This window comes from Uliginosibacterium sp. 31-12 (assembly GCF_030548425.1).
Lineage (GTDB): Bacteria > Pseudomonadota > Gammaproteobacteria > Burkholderiales > Rhodocyclaceae > Uliginosibacterium > Uliginosibacterium aquaticum.
In genome coordinates, this window is sequence record NZ_JAUOOA010000017.1 from 1 (window position 1) to 15,444 (window position 15,444).

13 protein-coding genes and 1 tRNA gene are annotated in these 15,444 nt (G+C 58.3%); all 14 read left to right on the plus strand.

The window, feature by feature from the left end; translation table 11 throughout:
• A partial coding sequence (locus Q3Y64_RS19205) for a hypothetical protein (RefSeq protein ID WP_201785588.1) occupies nucleotides 1-76 on the plus strand: 76 nt, incomplete at its 5' end.
• A gap of 77 nt (nucleotides 77-153) precedes the next feature.
• A tRNA-Trp gene (locus Q3Y64_RS19210) sits at nucleotides 154-229 on the plus strand.
• Between the two features lie 24 nt (nucleotides 230-253).
• The gene (gene secE / locus Q3Y64_RS19215) at nucleotides 254-598 is read left to right on the plus strand and encodes a preprotein translocase subunit SecE (protein WP_101941784.1); all 345 of its coding nucleotides are present in this window, start codon (nucleotides 254-256) and stop codon (nucleotides 596-598) included.
• A complete protein-coding gene (gene nusG, locus Q3Y64_RS19220) occupies nucleotides 598-1,131 on the plus strand; it encodes a transcription termination/antitermination protein NusG (protein ID WP_101941783.1) in 534 nt (177 codons plus the stop codon). Before secE ends, nusG begins: the two co-directional genes overlap by 1 nt.
• Before the next feature lie 97 nt (nucleotides 1,132-1,228).
• Nucleotides 1,229-1,660: a 50S ribosomal protein L11 gene (gene rplK / locus Q3Y64_RS19225; RefSeq protein ID WP_101941782.1), complete on the plus strand. Its 432-nt coding sequence runs from the start codon at nucleotides 1,229-1,231 to the stop codon at nucleotides 1,658-1,660.
• Nucleotide 1,661: 1 nt separating this feature from the next.
• Entirely contained in the window at nucleotides 1,662-2,360 is a 699-nt protein-coding gene (gene rplA / locus Q3Y64_RS19230) for a 50S ribosomal protein L1 (protein ID WP_101941781.1), read from the plus strand.
• A 264-nt stretch (nucleotides 2,361-2,624) separates the two neighbouring features.
• Nucleotides 2,625-3,152, plus strand: a complete 528-nt coding sequence (rplJ, locus tag Q3Y64_RS19235; protein WP_303564501.1) for a 50S ribosomal protein L10 — start codon at nucleotides 2,625-2,627, stop codon at nucleotides 3,150-3,152.
• 46 nt (nucleotides 3,153-3,198) lie between these two features.
• Nucleotides 3,199-3,570: a 50S ribosomal protein L7/L12 gene (rplL, locus tag Q3Y64_RS19240; RefSeq protein WP_101941779.1), complete on the plus strand. Its 372-nt coding sequence runs from the start codon at nucleotides 3,199-3,201 to the stop codon at nucleotides 3,568-3,570.
• Nucleotides 3,571-3,739: 169 nt separating this feature from the next.
• Nucleotides 3,740-7,873 carry a DNA-directed RNA polymerase subunit beta gene (gene rpoB / locus Q3Y64_RS19245; RefSeq protein WP_101941778.1) on the plus strand — a complete coding sequence of 1,378 codons (4,134 nt, stop codon included), beginning with the start codon at nucleotides 3,740-3,742 and terminating at the stop codon, nucleotides 7,871-7,873.
• A 27-nt stretch (nucleotides 7,874-7,900) separates the two neighbouring features.
• A complete protein-coding gene (gene rpoC, locus Q3Y64_RS19250; protein WP_101941777.1) occupies nucleotides 7,901-12,112 on the plus strand; it encodes a DNA-directed RNA polymerase subunit beta' in 4,212 nt (1,403 codons plus the stop codon).
• A 129-nt stretch (nucleotides 12,113-12,241) separates the two neighbouring features.
• On the plus strand, nucleotides 12,242-12,619 hold the full coding sequence (rpsL, locus tag Q3Y64_RS19255; protein ID WP_101941776.1) for a 30S ribosomal protein S12: 378 nt from the start codon (nucleotides 12,242-12,244) through the stop codon (nucleotides 12,617-12,619).
• A gap of 22 nt (nucleotides 12,620-12,641) precedes the next feature.
• The gene (gene rpsG / locus Q3Y64_RS19260; protein WP_101941775.1) at nucleotides 12,642-13,112 is read left to right on the plus strand and encodes a 30S ribosomal protein S7; all 471 of its coding nucleotides are present in this window, start codon (nucleotides 12,642-12,644) and stop codon (nucleotides 13,110-13,112) included.
• Nucleotides 13,113-13,232: 120 nt separating this feature from the next.
• Nucleotides 13,233-15,329, plus strand: a complete 2,097-nt coding sequence (gene fusA / locus Q3Y64_RS19265) for an elongation factor G (RefSeq protein ID WP_101941774.1) — start codon at nucleotides 13,233-13,235, stop codon at nucleotides 15,327-15,329.
• Nucleotides 15,330-15,361: 32 nt separating this feature from the next.
• On the plus strand, nucleotides 15,362-15,444 hold an 83-nt coding region (locus Q3Y64_RS19270; RefSeq protein ID WP_043003843.1), incomplete at its 3' end, for a GTP-binding protein.

Below are 15,444 nucleotides of genomic sequence, written 5' to 3' on the forward strand. Positions count from 1 at the left end.
AGAAGGTCTGCGCTTCGCAATCCGCGAAGGTGGCCGTACCGTTGGCGCCGGCGTCGTCGCCAAGATCATCGAGTAATCGATCCGAGCCCGGTTCGCCGGGTTTGAAAGGCGCCTCGAAACCGCGTTTCGGGGCGCTTTTGTAGTCTCTGCTGCAGGGGCATAGCTCAATTGGCAGAGCGTCGGTCTCCAAAACCGAAGGTTGGGGGTTCGAGACCCTCTGCCCCTGCCATTTCAATGCAAAGGCAATTTTCCCATGGCGGATAAACTGAAGTTTGTGCTCGCGCTGCTCTTGTTGGTTGCGGGCCTGACTGGTTATTACCTGCTCGCCGGTCAGCCGGTGTTCTTCCGCGTGCTGTGCGTGCTGGGTGGCTTGGCTGCTGGTGTGGCGGTGGGTTGGTTTACTGAGCCAGGGCAGCGTTTGGCGGCCTTTGGTGGTGAAGCCATCGTGGAAGCCAAGAAGGTTGTCTGGCCTACTCGCAAGGAGACCGTGCAGACCACCGGCGCTGTGTTCGCGTTTGTGGTTGTGATGGCGGTTGTGCTGTGGGTGGTTGACCTCGTGGTTGGCAAATTGATTGGCGCACTCCTGGGGTGGAATTGATGAACAAACGCTGGTACGTCGTCCACGCCTATTCTGGTTTCGAAAAGTCGGTTCAGCGCGCTCTGGTTGAGCGCGTTGCGCGTTCCGGCATGCAGGACAAGTTCGGCCAGATTCTGGTTCCAGTTGAGGAAGTGGTTGAAATGAAGGGCGGCCAGAAGAGCGTGACTGAGCGCAAGTTCTTCCCTGGCTATGTTCTTGTTGAGATGGATATGGATGATGACTCTTGGCATTTGGTCAAGAGCACCCCGAAAGTGACTGGTTTTGTTGGCGGTACTGCCAACAAGCCCACGCCGATCTCCGAGAAGGAAGTCGACAAAATCTTGCATCAGATGCAAGAAGGGGTCGAGAAGCCGAAACCCAAAATTCTCTTCGAGGTGGGCGAGTTTGTGCGCGTCAAGGAAGGCCCTTTCACCGACTTCAATGGTTCGGTGGAAAGCGTGAACTACGAAAAGAGTCGTCTGCATGTGTCGGTGACCATTTTTGGCCGCGCTACGCCGGTGGAGCTTGAATTCAGTCAGGTCGAGAAGACCTGATCAGGTTGTGGGCGTAGCCGGAGCGCCCTTTCAAATCTCCGGTTCGAGGAGCAGGGCGCGCAAGCGCATGCGCTAACACTCATTTCAAGGAGCCATCATGGCAAAGAAAATCGTCGGCTATATCAAGCTGCAAGTGCCGGCGGGCAAGGCTAATCCCTCGCCCCCCATCGGTCCCGCTCTCGGTCAGCGCGGCCTGAACATCATGGAGTTCTGCAAGGCTTTCAATGCGCAGACTCAAGGTATGGAGCCGGGTCTGCCGATTCCGGTCGTGATTACCGCCTTCGCGGACAAGTCTTTCACGTTCATCATGAAGACCCCGCCGGCAACCGTGCTGATCAAGAAGGCCGCCGGCGTCCAAAAGGGTTCCGCCAAGCCGCATACCGACAAGGTTGGCAAGGTGACCCGTGCCCAGTTGGAAGAAATCGCCAAGACCAAGATGAAGGATCTGACTGCTGCCGACCTCGACGCAGCCGTTCGCACCATCGCCGGCTCCGCCCGCAGCATGGGCATCACCACGGAGGGTGTGTGACATGGCAAAGATTTCCAAGCGACTGAATGCGCTGCGTTCTTCTGTTGATCGCAACAAGCTCTACGCGGCTGATGAAGCTCTGAACCTGGTGAAGCAGAATGCGACCGCCAAGTTCGACGAATCGGTTGATGTGTCTGTAAACCTTGGCGTTGACGCCAAGAAGTCTGACCAAGTTGTGCGTGGTTCGGTTGTGCTGCCTGCTGGTACCGGCAAGAGCGTTCGCGTGGCTGTGTTCTGCCAAGGCCCCAAGGCTGAAGAAGCCAAGGCCGCAGGCGCAGATATCGTCGGCTTCGACGATCTGGCTGAGCAGGTCAAGGCCGGCAACATCGATTTCGATCTGTGTATCGCCACTCCCGACGCCATGCGTGTTGTGGGCGCTCTGGGTCAGATTCTTGGCCCGCGTGGTTTGATGCCGAACCCGAAGGTGGGGACCGTGACCATGGACGTGACCACTGCTGTGAAGAACGCCAAGGCTGGTCAGGTGCAGTACCGTACCGACAAGGCCGGCATTATTCACGCCACCATCGGCCGTGCTTCCTTCTCCGTCGAGGCTCTGCAGCAAAACCTGAATGCACTGGTTGGCGCTCTGGTCAAGGCCAAGCCCGCTTCGTCGAAGGGTGTGTACCTGAAGAAGGTTGCGCTGTCTTCGACCCAAGGTGCGGGTGTCCGCATTGAGCCGACGACGCTCAACGCGCAATAAGACAGATGTATGGGGAGGTCCGCAAGGGCTTCCCCTTTTGAACTTTGGGCCCGCGGCCGGAGTAATGGTAGCGGGGTTGTCAAAGACCGTTGGGGTTTTCGCCATCCGGTGAAAGCTTAATCAGGATTCATTCCACCCAGCGCAGATGGCGTTGCCCGAAAACAGGATCCTGGCTGTTTCGCAAGAAGCAGTCCCTGAATTTGAGGTCGCCGTGGTTGGATGTGCGGAGAGATCCGCGACATTCTTTTGAGTAAGGAGCTGACCTTGAGTCTCAATCTTGATGACAAGAAGGCTGTAGTAGCCGAGGTGTCTGCACAGGTTGCGAACGCTCAAACGATCGTGGTTGCCGAGTACCGTGGCATTGAGGTGGGACACCTCACCGTGCTGCGTGCCAAGGCCCGCGAACAGGGCGTTTACCTGCGTGTGCTGAAGAACACCCTGGCAAAGCGCGCGGTGGCTGACACTGCGTTTGCTGGCCTCGCCGATCAGATGACCGGCCCGCTGATCTATTCGATCGGTGTGGACGCGGTTGCCCCGGCGCGTGTGCTGAGCGACTTCGCTAAGACCAACGACAAGTTGGTTCTGCGTGCAGGTTCGTACGGTGGCAAGGTGCTGGATAAGGCAGGCGTGCAAGCGCTGGCCTCGATCCCGAGCCGCGAAGTGCTGCTGGCACAACTGCTGGGCGTCATGCAGGCCCCGATCTCTGGCTTCGCGCGCGTTCTCGCCGCTGTTGCCGAGCAAAAGGGTGGCCCTGCTGTTGCCGCTGAAGCCGAAGCCGAAGCCGCTGCTTAACTGCAAGCTGAATCAAATCAATCACTTTCAAATTTAGGAAATCAAAATGGCATTCGATAAAGACGCATTCCTGGCGGCCCTCGACACCATGTCCGTGATGGAACTCAACGACCTGGTGAAGGCTGTTGAAGAGAAGTTCGGCGTGTCCGCCGCTGCTATGGCCGCTCCGGCTGCTGGTGGCGCTGCTGCTGCTGCTGTTGAAGAGCAGACCGAGTTCACCGTCATCCTGGCTGGTGCCGGCGATAAGAAGGTTGAAGTCATTAAGGTTGTCCGCGCCGTGACCGGCCTGGGCCTGAAGGAAGCCAAGGACCTCGTTGATGGTGCTCCGAAGCCCGTCAAGGAAGGCATTGCCAAGGCTGATGCAGAAGCTCTGAAGAAGCAGCTGGAAGAAGCTGGCGCAAAGGTCGAGATCAAGTAATCTCGCTTTTCGCAAGCAGGGTTGGTGGCCACGGCCGCCAACCCTTTTGTCGTTTTGTGGCATCGCCGTGAAAACGGTACGGTGCCGGCCTGCAGAGGCCAGAAGACAGCGGGTGATTTAATCCGTTTTCTTGTGTCCTCTGTTGTTGGACTCTTGACCCGGAGCTTCCATGGCGTACTCCTACACCGAGAAAAAACGCATTCGCAAGAGCTTTGCCAAGCGCGCAGCTGTTCTGGATGTGCCCTTCCTTTTGGCCACCCAATTGGAATCCTATACTTCGTTCCTGCAGACCGATCTGCTTGTAGAGGAACGGCGCAACGAAGGCCTTCAAGCCGCCTTCACTTCCATTTTTCCGATCAGCTCGCATTCAGGTAATGCGCGCCTCGAATTCGTTCACTACATTCTCGGTGAGCCCGCATTCGATGTGAAGGAGTGCCAGCAGCGCGGCCTGACCTTCGCTTCGCCTTTGCGTGCTCGCGTGCGTCTGGTGATTCTTGATCGCGAAGCGTCCAAGGAAACCATCAAGGAAGTGAAGGAGCAGGAAGTGTATATGGGCGAAATTCCGCTCATGACCACGACCGGTTCTTTCGTCATCAATGGCACCGAGCGTGTCATCGTGTCGCAGTTGCACCGCTCTCCTGGCGTGTTCTTCGAGCACGACCGTGGCAAGACCCATAGCTCGGGCAAGCTGCTGTTCTCGGCGCGTATCATTCCGTACCGCGGCTCCTGGCTGGACTTCGAGTTCGACCCCAAGGACTTCCTGTTCTTCCGCGTTGACCGTCGTCGCAAGATGCCGGTCACCATCCTGCTCAAGGCGATCGGGATGAACAACGAGGAAATCCTCTCCACTTTCCACGATTTCGAGTCTTTCGAACTGGCGGGAGAAGAGATCCGTTTCGAAGTGCTGCCCGAGCGCCTGCGTGGCGAAGTGGCCCGCTTTGACATTTTCGACCCCAAGGGCAATCTGATTGTCGGCAAGGACAAGCGCATCAATGCCAAGCATGTGCGTGACATTGCCACGGCGGGCGTGACCTCGGTTGCGGTGCCGGAAGACTTTCTGCTGGGCCGTGCCTTGGCGCATGATGTTGCTGATCCGGAAACCGGTGAAGTGCTAGCGCGTGCCAATGATGAGCTGACTGAAGACCTGCTGGCGAAGCTGTCCACTGCCGGTGTGAAGGGCTTCAAGACCCTCTACATCAACGACCTGGACCGTGGTGGTTACATCTCGCAGACCCTGCGCTCGGATGAAACCCTCGACCAGTGGCAAGCACGCGTGGCCATCTATCGCATGATGCGCCCGGGCGAGCCGCCCACCGAAGATGCCGTCGAGTCGCTTTTCAATAGCCTGTTCTATTCCGAAGACCGTTACGACCTGTCGGCCGTGGGCCGCATGAAGTTCAATCGCCGCGCCTACCCGGAAAAGATGGACGACAAGTCGCCGGAATGGCTCAAGCGCTTCTATGAGCGCGTCGGCCCGCAAGGCGAAGAGGGCTCTGGCGTTCTGGCCAACGACGACATCATGGCCGTGATCGGCGTGCTGCTCGAGTTGCGTAACGGCCGTGGCGAAATCGACGATATCGATCACCTCGGTAACCGCCGTGTGCGTTGCGTGGGCGAACTGGCCGAGAACCAGTTCCGTGCCGGTTTGGTGCGCGTAGAGCGCGCCGTCAAGGAACGCCTCGGCCAAGCCGAGAGCGACAACCTGATGCCGCACGACCTGATCAATGCCAAGCCGATTTCGGCCGCGATCAAGGAGTTCTTCGGTTCGTCCCAGCTGTCGCAGTTCATGGACCAGACCAATCCGCTGTCGGAAATCACCCACAAGCGCCGCGTGTCGGCTCTTGGCCCGGGCGGTCTGACGCGTGAGCGTGCCGGCTTTGAAGTGCGCGACGTGCACCCGACCCACTATGGTCGTGTGTGCCCGATCGAAACGCCTGAAGGTCCGAACATCGGCCTGATCAACTCGCTGGCCGTGTATGGCACGACCAACCGTCACGGCTTCCTCGAGACGCCGTATCGCCGCGTGATCGACAACAAGGTGACCGACCAGATCGATTACCTGTCGGCCATCGAAGAAGGCCAGTACATCATTGCCCAGGCCAACGCCCAGATGGGTGACGATGGCAGCTTGCAAGGCGATCTGGTTTCCGCCCGCTACAAGGGTGAAGCCATGCTGGTCGAGCCGGGTCAGGTTCAGTACATGGACGTGTCGCCGTCGCAGATCGTGTCTGTTGCGGCTTCGCTGATCCCGTTCCTTGAGCATGACGATGCGAACCGCGCCTTGATGGGTGCGAACATGCAACGTCAGGCGGTGCCTTGCCTGCGTCCGGAAAAGCCGCTGGTCGGTACCGGCATCGAGCGTACCGTGGCGGTCGACTCGGGCACGACCGTGCAGGCCTTGCGTGGCGGCGTAGTGGATTACATCGATGCCAATCGCGTGGTGATTCGCGTCAACGACGACGAAACCGTGCCGGGCGAAGTCGGTGTCGATATCTACAACCTGATCAAGTACACCCGCTCGAACCAGAACACCAACATCAACCAGCGCCCGATCGTGAAGATTGGCGATCGTCTGGCCAAGGGTGACGTGATTGCTGACGGTGCATCGACTGACCTCGGCGAACTCGCTCTGGGTCAGAACATGCTGGTCGCCTTCATGACCTGGAACGGTTACAACTTCGAAGATTCGATCCTGATCTCCGAACGCGTGGTGGCCGATGACCGCTTCACTTCGATCCATATCGAAGAGCTGACTGTCGTTGCGCGTGACACCAAGCTTGGGCCGGAAGACATCACCCGCGATATCGCTTCGCTGGGTGAGGCGCAACTGGGCCGTCTGGATGAGTCCGGCATCGTGTACATCGGCGCGGAAGTGGAAGCCGGTGACGTGCTGGTCGGCAAGGTTACGCCTAAGGGCGAGACCCAGCTGACGCCGGAAGAGAAGCTGCTGCGCGCGATTTTCGGCGAGAAGGCTTCCGATGTGAAGGACACCTCGCTGCGCGTGCCTTCGGGCATGAATGGCACCGTCATTGACGTGCAGGTCTTCACTCGCGAAGGCATCGAGCGCGACAAGCGTGCCCAGTCCATCATCGACGACATGCTCAAGAGCTTCCGTCTGGATCTGGCGGACCAGATGCGTATCGTGGAACGCGATACCTTTGAGCGTATCGAGCGCCTGATCATTGGCCAGGCCGCCAATGGCGGCCCGAAGAAGCTTGCCAAGGGTACCAAGATCGACAAGGCCTATCTGGAAACCCTCGAGCAGTACAACTGGTTTGACATCCGCATGGCCGACGACGCCGTGGCCGTCCAGCTGGAACAACTGCGCGAAGGTCTGGAAAAGACCCGCAAGGATTTCGATCTCGCGTTCGAAGCCAAGCGCAAGAAGCTCACCCAGGGCGATGAACTGCCCCCGGGCGTGCAGAAGATGGTCAAGGTCTATCTTGCTGTAAAGCGCCGCCTGCAGCCGGGCGACAAGATGGCGGGTCGTCACGGTAACAAGGGTGTGGTTTCCAAGATCCTGCCGGTTGAAGACATGCCCTACATGGAAAACGGTCTGCCGGTTGATATCGTGCTGAACCCGCTGGGTGTGCCGTCACGGATGAACATCGGTCAGATTCTTGAAACCCACTTGGGCTGGGCTGCCAAGGGCTTGGGCGACAAGATCAGCGCCATGCTGCGTGCTGAAGCGACAGCCAAGGAAGTGCGCGCCCTGCTCGAAGAGATCTACAACAGCAGTGGCAAGGCTGAAGACATCAAGGGCCTCAAGGACGCAGAAGTCTTCGATCTGGCCGGTAATCTGCGCAAGGGCGTGCCCTTCGCAACGCCGGTGTTCGATGGTGCGACCGAAGAAGACATCGTGGGCATGCTCAAGCTGGCTGGCATGGATGCTGGCGGCCAAGTGTCGCTGTTCGATGGCCGCACGGGCGAATCCTTCGAGCGCAAGGTCACTGTCGGCTACAAGCATGTGCTGAAGCTGCATCACTTGGTGGATGACAAGATGCACGCCCGTTCGACCGGTCCGTACTCGCTCGTGACTCAGCAGCCGCTGGGTGGTAAGGCGCAGTTCGGTGGTCAGCGCTTCGGTGAAATGGAAGTGTGGGCACTGGAAGCCTACGGCGCGGCTTACACCCTGCAGGAAATGCTGACGGTGAAGTCCGATGACGTGACCGGCCGTACCAAGGTCTACGAAAACATCGTCAAGGGCGAGCACAAGATTGATGCCGGCATGCCGGAGTCCTTCAACGTGCTGGTGAAGGAAATTCGTTCGCTGGCGATCGACATCGACCTCGAGCGTTACTGAACCGCGACTGGAATGGAGTAAAGATAGATGAAAAGCCTGCTCGCTGACCTGTTCAAGCAAAGCCTGCCGAACGAAGAAGAGTTCGATGCGATTACCATCGGACTCGCTTCGCCGGACAAGATCCGCTCCTGGTCCTACGGTGAAGTCAAGAAGCCCGAGACCATCAACTACCGTACCTTCAAGCCAGAGCGTGATGGTCTGTTCTGCGCCAAGATCTTCGGCCCGGTGAAGGACTATGAGTGCCTGTGCGGTAAGTACAAGCGCCTTAAGCACCGTGGCGTGATCTGCGAGAAGTGTGGCGTTGAAGTCACCCTCTCTAAGGTTCGCCGTGAGCGTATGGGCCACATCGAGCTGGCCTCGGTGGTGGCGCACATCTGGTTCCTGAAGAGCCTGCCGAGCCGTCTCGGCATGGTGCTCGACATGACCCTGCGCGATATCGAACGCGTGCTGTACTTCGAAGCCTTTGTGGTGGTCGAGCCGGGCATGACCCCGCTGACCCGCGGTCAGTTGTTGACCGAAGACGACTTCATTGCCAAGACCGAAGAGTACGGTGATGAATTCGTAGCCGTGATGGGTGCCGAAGGCATCCGTGGTCTGCTGCGCAACATCGATATCCACAAGGAAATCGAGCGTCTGCGTTCGGAGCTGGAAACCACCGGTTCGGAAGCCAAGATCAAGAAGATCGTCAAGCGCCTGAAGGTGCTGGAAGCCTTCACTCAGTCCGGCATCAAGCCGGACTGGATGATCATGGAAGTGCTGCCGGTGCTGCCGCCGGACCTGCGTCCGCTGGTGCCGCTGGACGGTGGCCGCTTCGCCACCTCCGACCTGAACGATCTGTATCGTCGCGTCATCAACCGTAACAACCGTCTGAAGCGCCTGCTGGAGCTGAAGGCCCCTGAAATCATCGTGCGCAATGAAAAGCGCATGCTTCAGGAAGCCGTCGACTCGCTGCTCGACAACGGCCGCCGCGGCAAGGCCATGACTGGCGCCAACAAGCGTCCGCTGAAGTCGCTGGCCGACATGATCAAGGGTAAGGGCGGTCGTTTCCGTCAGAACCTGCTCGGTAAGCGCGTGGACTACTCCGGTCGTTCCGTGATTACCGTGGGCCCGCAGCTCAAGCTGCATCAGTGCGGCCTGCCGAAGCTGATGGCCCTTGAATTGTTCAAGCCCTTCATCTTCAACAAGCTGGAACTGATGGGGCTGGCCACGACCATCAAGCAGGCCAAGAAGCTGGTCGAATCGCAAGAGCCGGTGGTGTGGGACATCCTTGAAGAGGTGATTCGCGAGCATCCGGTGATGCTCAACCGCGCACCGACCCTGCACCGTCTGGGTATCCAGGCTTTCGAACCGACCCTGATCGAAGGCAAGGCAATCCAGTTGCATCCGCTGGTTTGTGCTGCCTTTAACGCCGACTTCGACGGTGACCAGATGGCCGTTCACGTGCCGCTGTCGCTCGAAGCACAAATGGAATGTCGCACCCTGATGCTGGCTTCCAACAACGTGCTGTCGCCCGCCAACGGCGAGCCGATCATCGTTCCGTCGCAAGACGTGGTGCTGGGCCTGTATTACGCTACTCGTGCCGGCGTGAATAGCGCTGGCGAAGGCATGCTGTTTACAGACGTGTCGGAAGTCAAGCGCGCCTACGAATCCGGTCAGATCTCGCTGCACGCCAAGATCACCGTGCGTATTCGCGAAGTGGAAGTGGATGCAGATGGCAACAAGACCGAAACGGTCAAGCGCTATCACACCACGGCTGGCCGCTCCCTGTTGTCCGAAATCCTGCCGGCAGGCCTGCCGTTCTCGGTGATCGACAAGGCGCTGAAGAAGAAAGAGATTTCTCGCCTGATCAACACCTCCTTCCGCCGCTGTGGCCTGCGCGAAACAGTGATCTTCGCCGACAAGCTGATGCAGTTCGGTTTCCGTCTGGCCACGCGTGCTGGTATTTCCATTGCGGTGAAGGACATGCTCGTCCCAGCCGAGAAGGAAACCATCATTGGCGCTGCTGAAGCTGAAGTGAAGGAAATTGCCCAGCAGTATTCGTCTGGTCTGGTGACTGACGGCGAACGCTATAACAAGGTTGTGGATATCTGGGGCCGCACGGGTGACCAGGTGGCCAAGGCCATGATGGATCACCTGGGCAAGGAGCCGGTGGTTGACCGCGAGGGCAACAACACCAAGCAGGAGTCCTTCAACTCGATTTACATGATGGCCGACTCCGGCGCGCGCGGTTCTGCCGCGCAGATTCGTCAGCTCGCCGGCATGCGTGGCCTGATGGCCAAGCCAGATGGCTCCATCATCGAGACGCCGATCACCACGAACTTCCGTGAAGGTCTGAACGTTCTGCAGTACTTCATCTCGACCCACGGCGCACGTAAGGGCCTCGCGGATACCGCGCTGAAGACGGCTAACTCAGGCTATCTGACACGTCGCTTGGTCGATGTGACCCAGGATCTGGTCGTGACCGAGGACGATTGCGAAACCACTAACGGTTTCGTGATGAAGGCCATGATCGAAGGCGGTGAAGTGGTTGAGCCGTTGCGTGAGCGCATTCTTGGCCGCGTGGCTGCCGATGATGTGGTCAGCCCGGAAAGCCAGGAAACCGTCATCTACGCCGGCTCGCTGCTGGACGAAGATGCGTGTGACCTGATTGATGCGCTGGGGATTGACGAAGTGCGCGTGCGCGCTCCGCTGACCTGCGAAACCCGCTACGGTTTGTGCGCCAAGTGTTACGGCCGCGACCTCGGTCGTGGCAATCTGGTGAACGTCGGTGAAGCGGTGGGTGTGATCGCGGCTCAGTCGATCGGCGAGCCGGGCACCCAGCTGACCATGCGTACCTTCCACGTGGGTGGTGCCGCATCGCGAGCTGCGGTTGCAAGTTCGGTTGAAGCCAAGTCGGCGGGTATCGTGCGTTTCGCTGGCAACATGCGCTACGTCACCAATGCCAAGGGCGAGAAGATTGTTATCTCGCGTTCGGCTGAAGTCGTGGTGGCCGATGATGCAGGGCGCGAGCGTGAGCGTCACAAGCTCACCTACGGTGGCACGCTGCTGGTTGATGACGGTCAGACCGTCAAGGCCGGCGTCCAGCTGGCCGTGTGGGATCCGCACACCCGTCCGATCATCACCGAGTACTCGGGCACGATCAAGTTCGAGAATGTCGAAGAAGGCGCCACGGTTGCCAAGCAGATCGATGAAGTGACCGGTCTGTCGACCCTGGTCGTCATTGATGCCAAGCGCCGCAGTGCCAGCACCAAGGGCGTGCGCCCGCAGGTCAAGCTGATCAACGATTCTGGCGAAGAAGTGAAGATCGCCGGTACTGATCATGCGGTGACCATCACCTTCCAGGTCGGCTCGCTGATCACTGTGAAGGATGGGCAGCAGGTGTCGGTGGGTGACGTGCTGGCCAAGATTCCGCAAGAGTCTGCCAAGACCCGTGACATTACCGGTGGTCTGCCGCGCGTTGCTGAGCTGTTTGAAGCCCGTGCGCCGAAGGATGCTGGTGTGCTGGCCGAAGTGACGGGCACCCTGTCCTTCGGTAAGGACACCAAGGGCAAGCAGCGCCTGGTGATCACCGAGCCTGATGGCACGGTGCATGAGTCGCTGATTCCGAAGGACAAGCATGTGCTGGTGCACGATGGTCAGGTGGTGCAGCGCGGCGAGTTGATCGTCGATGGCCCGGCTGATCCGCACGACATCCTGCGTCTGCAGGGCGTGGAGGCGCTGGCCCGCTACATCATCGACGAAGTGCAGGATGTGTATCGACTGCAAGGTGTGAAGATCAACGACAAGCACATTGAGGTGATCGTCCGCCAGATGCTGCGCCGCGTGATCGTGAGCGAACCGGCAGAAAGCCGTTTCATTCGCGAAGAGCAAGTCGAGCGTTCCGAAGTGCTGGACGAAAACGACAAGCTCATTGCCGAAGGCAAGCTGCCTGCCAGCTACGAATATATGCTGCTGGGTATCACCAAGGCTTCGCTTTCCACCGATTCGTTCATCTCGGCGGCTTCCTTCCAGGAAACCACCCGTGTGCTGACCGAAGCGGCGATCATGGGCAAGAAGGATGATCTGCGCGGCCTGAAGGAAAACGTCATTGTCGGTCGTTTGATCCCGGCTGGTACCGGTCTGGCTTACCACCGCAACCGCCGCAATCAGACCCCGGGTCTGGATGCTGCGAATGCCTTGTTTGCTTCGCCGGAGGAAATTGCCGCAGTGGCTGAAGGCGAATCGCCCGACGTTGCTTGACGGAGTTTGCGGGAGTCGTATAGACTCCCGCGTCTTGGGATGGGCCGGCCAATCGCAGCCGGCCCTGTATTGTTTGATCGCGGCCCGTGTCGGAATTTTTCGGCTGGTGGTGAGATCCGAGGAAAAGTAATGCCAACTATCAATCAACTCGTTCGCAAGGGCCGCGAGGCTCAAGTGACGAAAAGCAAGGTGCCTGCTCTGGAAGCTTGTCCCCAGAAGCGTGGCGTATGTACCCGTGTTTACACCACGACCCCGAAGAAGCCGAACTCGGCTCTGCGTAAGGTTGCCAAGGTGCGTCTGACCAACGGTTTTGAGGTTATTTCCTACATCGGCGGTGAAGGCCACAACCTGCAGGAACACTCGGTTGTGCTGATTCGCGGTGGTCGTGTGAAGGATTTGCCGGGTGTGCGTTATCACATCGTGCGCGGTTCGCTTGACCTGCAAGGTGTCAAGGATCGCAAGCAATCCCGCTCCAAGTACGGCGCTAAGCGCCCGAAAAAATCCTGATCATTGACGAAAGGAGATAGACATGCCCCGTCGTCGCGAAGTACCGAAGCGTGAAATTCTGCCGGATCCGAAGTTTGGCTCCCAGGATGTTTCCAAGTTCATCAACGTCATCATGGATAGCGGCAAGAAGTCGGTTGCCGAAGGTATCGTGTATGGCGCCTTTGCTGTGATCTCCAGCAAGTCCAGCAAGGACCCTCTGGAGATCTTTTCCACTGCAATCGCCAACGTCAAGCCGGTGGTTGAGGTGAAGAGCCGTCGCGTGGGTGGTGCAAACTACCAGGTGCCGGTTGAAGTTCGTCCGAGCCGTCGTATGGCTCTGTCGATGCGCTGGCTGCGTGAAGCTGCCCGCAAGCGCTCCGAGAAGACCATGGCTCAGCGCCTGGCCGGCGAGCTGCTTGAGGCTTCTGAAGGCCGTGGCGCCGCCATGAAGAAGCGTGACGAAGTGCACCGTATGGCTGATGCCAACAAGGCGTTCTCGCACTTCCGCTTCTGATGATCGCGTGACGGGCAAGAGTCGGGCCCTGCAAAGGGCTCGATTTCTTTTAACGAAAGCCTGTTTGCATCTGCAAGATTTTGTTATTCAACCTGCTTCATTTGACTAGAGGCTGAAACCGTGGCACGCACTACCCCCATCGAGAGATATCGCAATATCGGTATCTCGGCACACATCGACGCCGGCAAGACCACCACCACCGAGCGTATCCTTTTCTACACCGGTGTTAATCACAAGATCGGCGAAGTGCATGATGGCGCTGCCACCATGGACTGGATGGAGCAGGAGCAGGAGCGTGGTATCACCATCACCTCTGCTGCCACCACCTGTTTCTGGAAGGGTATGGCCGGCAATTTCGCCGATCACCGCATCAACATTATCGACACCCCGGGGCACGTTGACTTCACGATTGAAGTCGAACGCTCCATGCGTGTGCTGGATGGCGCTTGCATGGTTTATTGTGCTGTGGGTGGTGTTCAGCCCCAGTCTGAAACCGTGTGGCGCCAGGCCAATAAGTACAAGGTTCCGCGTCTGTCGTTCGTTAACAAGATGGACCGCACTGGCGCCAATTTTTTCAAAGTGTACGACCAGCTGCGTACCCGCCTGAGCGCCAATCCGGTTCCGGTTGTGTTGCCGATCGGTGCTGAAGAGAACTTCACCGGCGTTATCGACCTGATCAAGATGAAAGCGATCATCTGGGATGAGGCCAGCCAGGGCACCAAGTTCAGCTACGAAGAGATTCCGGCTGATATGGCTGATACGGCTGCCGAGTGGCGCGAGAAGATGGTTGAGGCTGCTGCCGAATCGTCTGAATCCATGATGGATAAGTATCTTGAGGCGGGCGATCTGTCTGAGGAAGAAATCATCAAGGGCTTGCGTGATCGCACCATCGCCTGTGAGATCCAGCCGATGCTGTGTGGTACTGCGTTCAAGAACAAGGGCGTGCAGCGTATGCTGGATGCTGTCATTGAATTTATGCCTTCGCCGGTGGATATCCCTCCGGTCAAGGGTTTGGATGAAGATGACAAGGAAACCGAGCGTCGGGCCGCTGATGACGAAAAGTTCTCGGCCTTGGCCTTCAAGCTGATGACCGATAAGTATGTGGGTCAGCTGACCTTCATTCGTGTGTACTCCGGTGTGCTGAAGTCGGGCGACTCCGTGTATAACCCGATCAAGGGCAAGAAGGAGCGTATTGGCCGTCTGGTGCAGATGCACGCCAATGACCGCAAGGAAATTGACGAAGTGCGCGCAGGCGACATTGCTGCCGCCATCGGCCTGTCTTCCGTGACCACGGGTGAAACCCTGTGTCCGCCCGATAGCATTGTGACCCTCGAGCGCATGGTGTTCCCGGATCCGGTGATTCACGTTGCTGTTGAGCCGAAGACCAAGGGCGACCAGGAAAAGATGGGTATCGCTCTGGGGCGTTTGGCCCAGGAAGATCCGTCCTTCCGCGTGCGTACCGATGAGGAGTCTGGTCAGACCATCATCTCCGGTATGGGCGAGTTGCACCTGGAAATTCTGGTGGACCGCATGAAGCGCGAGTTCGGTGTTGAAGCCAATGTGGGCGCACCGCAGGTGGCTTATCGCGAAACCATCCGCAAGGTTGTCGAAGATGCTGAAGGCAAGTTCGTCAAGCAGTCTGGTGGCCGTGGTCAGTATGGTCACGTCGTGATCAAGATCGAGCCGAACGAGCCGGGCAAGGGCTTTACTTTCGTGGATGCCATCAAGGGTGGTGTTGTGCCGCGCGAGTTCATTCCTGCGGTTGAAAAGGGCTTGATCGACAGCATTCCGAATGGTGTGCTGGCCGGTTTCCCGGTGGTGGATGTGAAGTGCACGCTGCACTTTGGTTCCTACCACGATGTGGACTCGAACGAAAACGCCTTCAAGATGGCCGCCTCGATGGCCTTCAAGGAAGGTTGTCGTCGCGCCAGTCCGGTGATTCTCGAGCCGATGATGGCTGTTGAGGTGGAAACACCGGAAGACTTCATGGGCAACATCATGGGCGATCTTTCGGGTCGTCGCGGCATCGTGCTGGGCATGGAAGACCTGCCTGGCCAGATCAAGGCGATCAAGGCCGAAGTGCCGCTGGCTGAAATGTTTGGCTACTCGACCACGATGCGTTCGCTGTCGCAGGGTCGTGCTACGTACTCCATGGAGTTCAAGCACTACACCGAAGCGCCGAAGAACGTCGCTGACGCCATCATCAACAAGAAGTAATCCCATCCAATTCAAGATCGAAGGAGCTAGAAATGGCAAAGGAAAAGTTTGAACGTACGAAGCCGCACGTGAACGTCGGCACGATTGGTCACGTTGACCACGGCAAGACCACGCT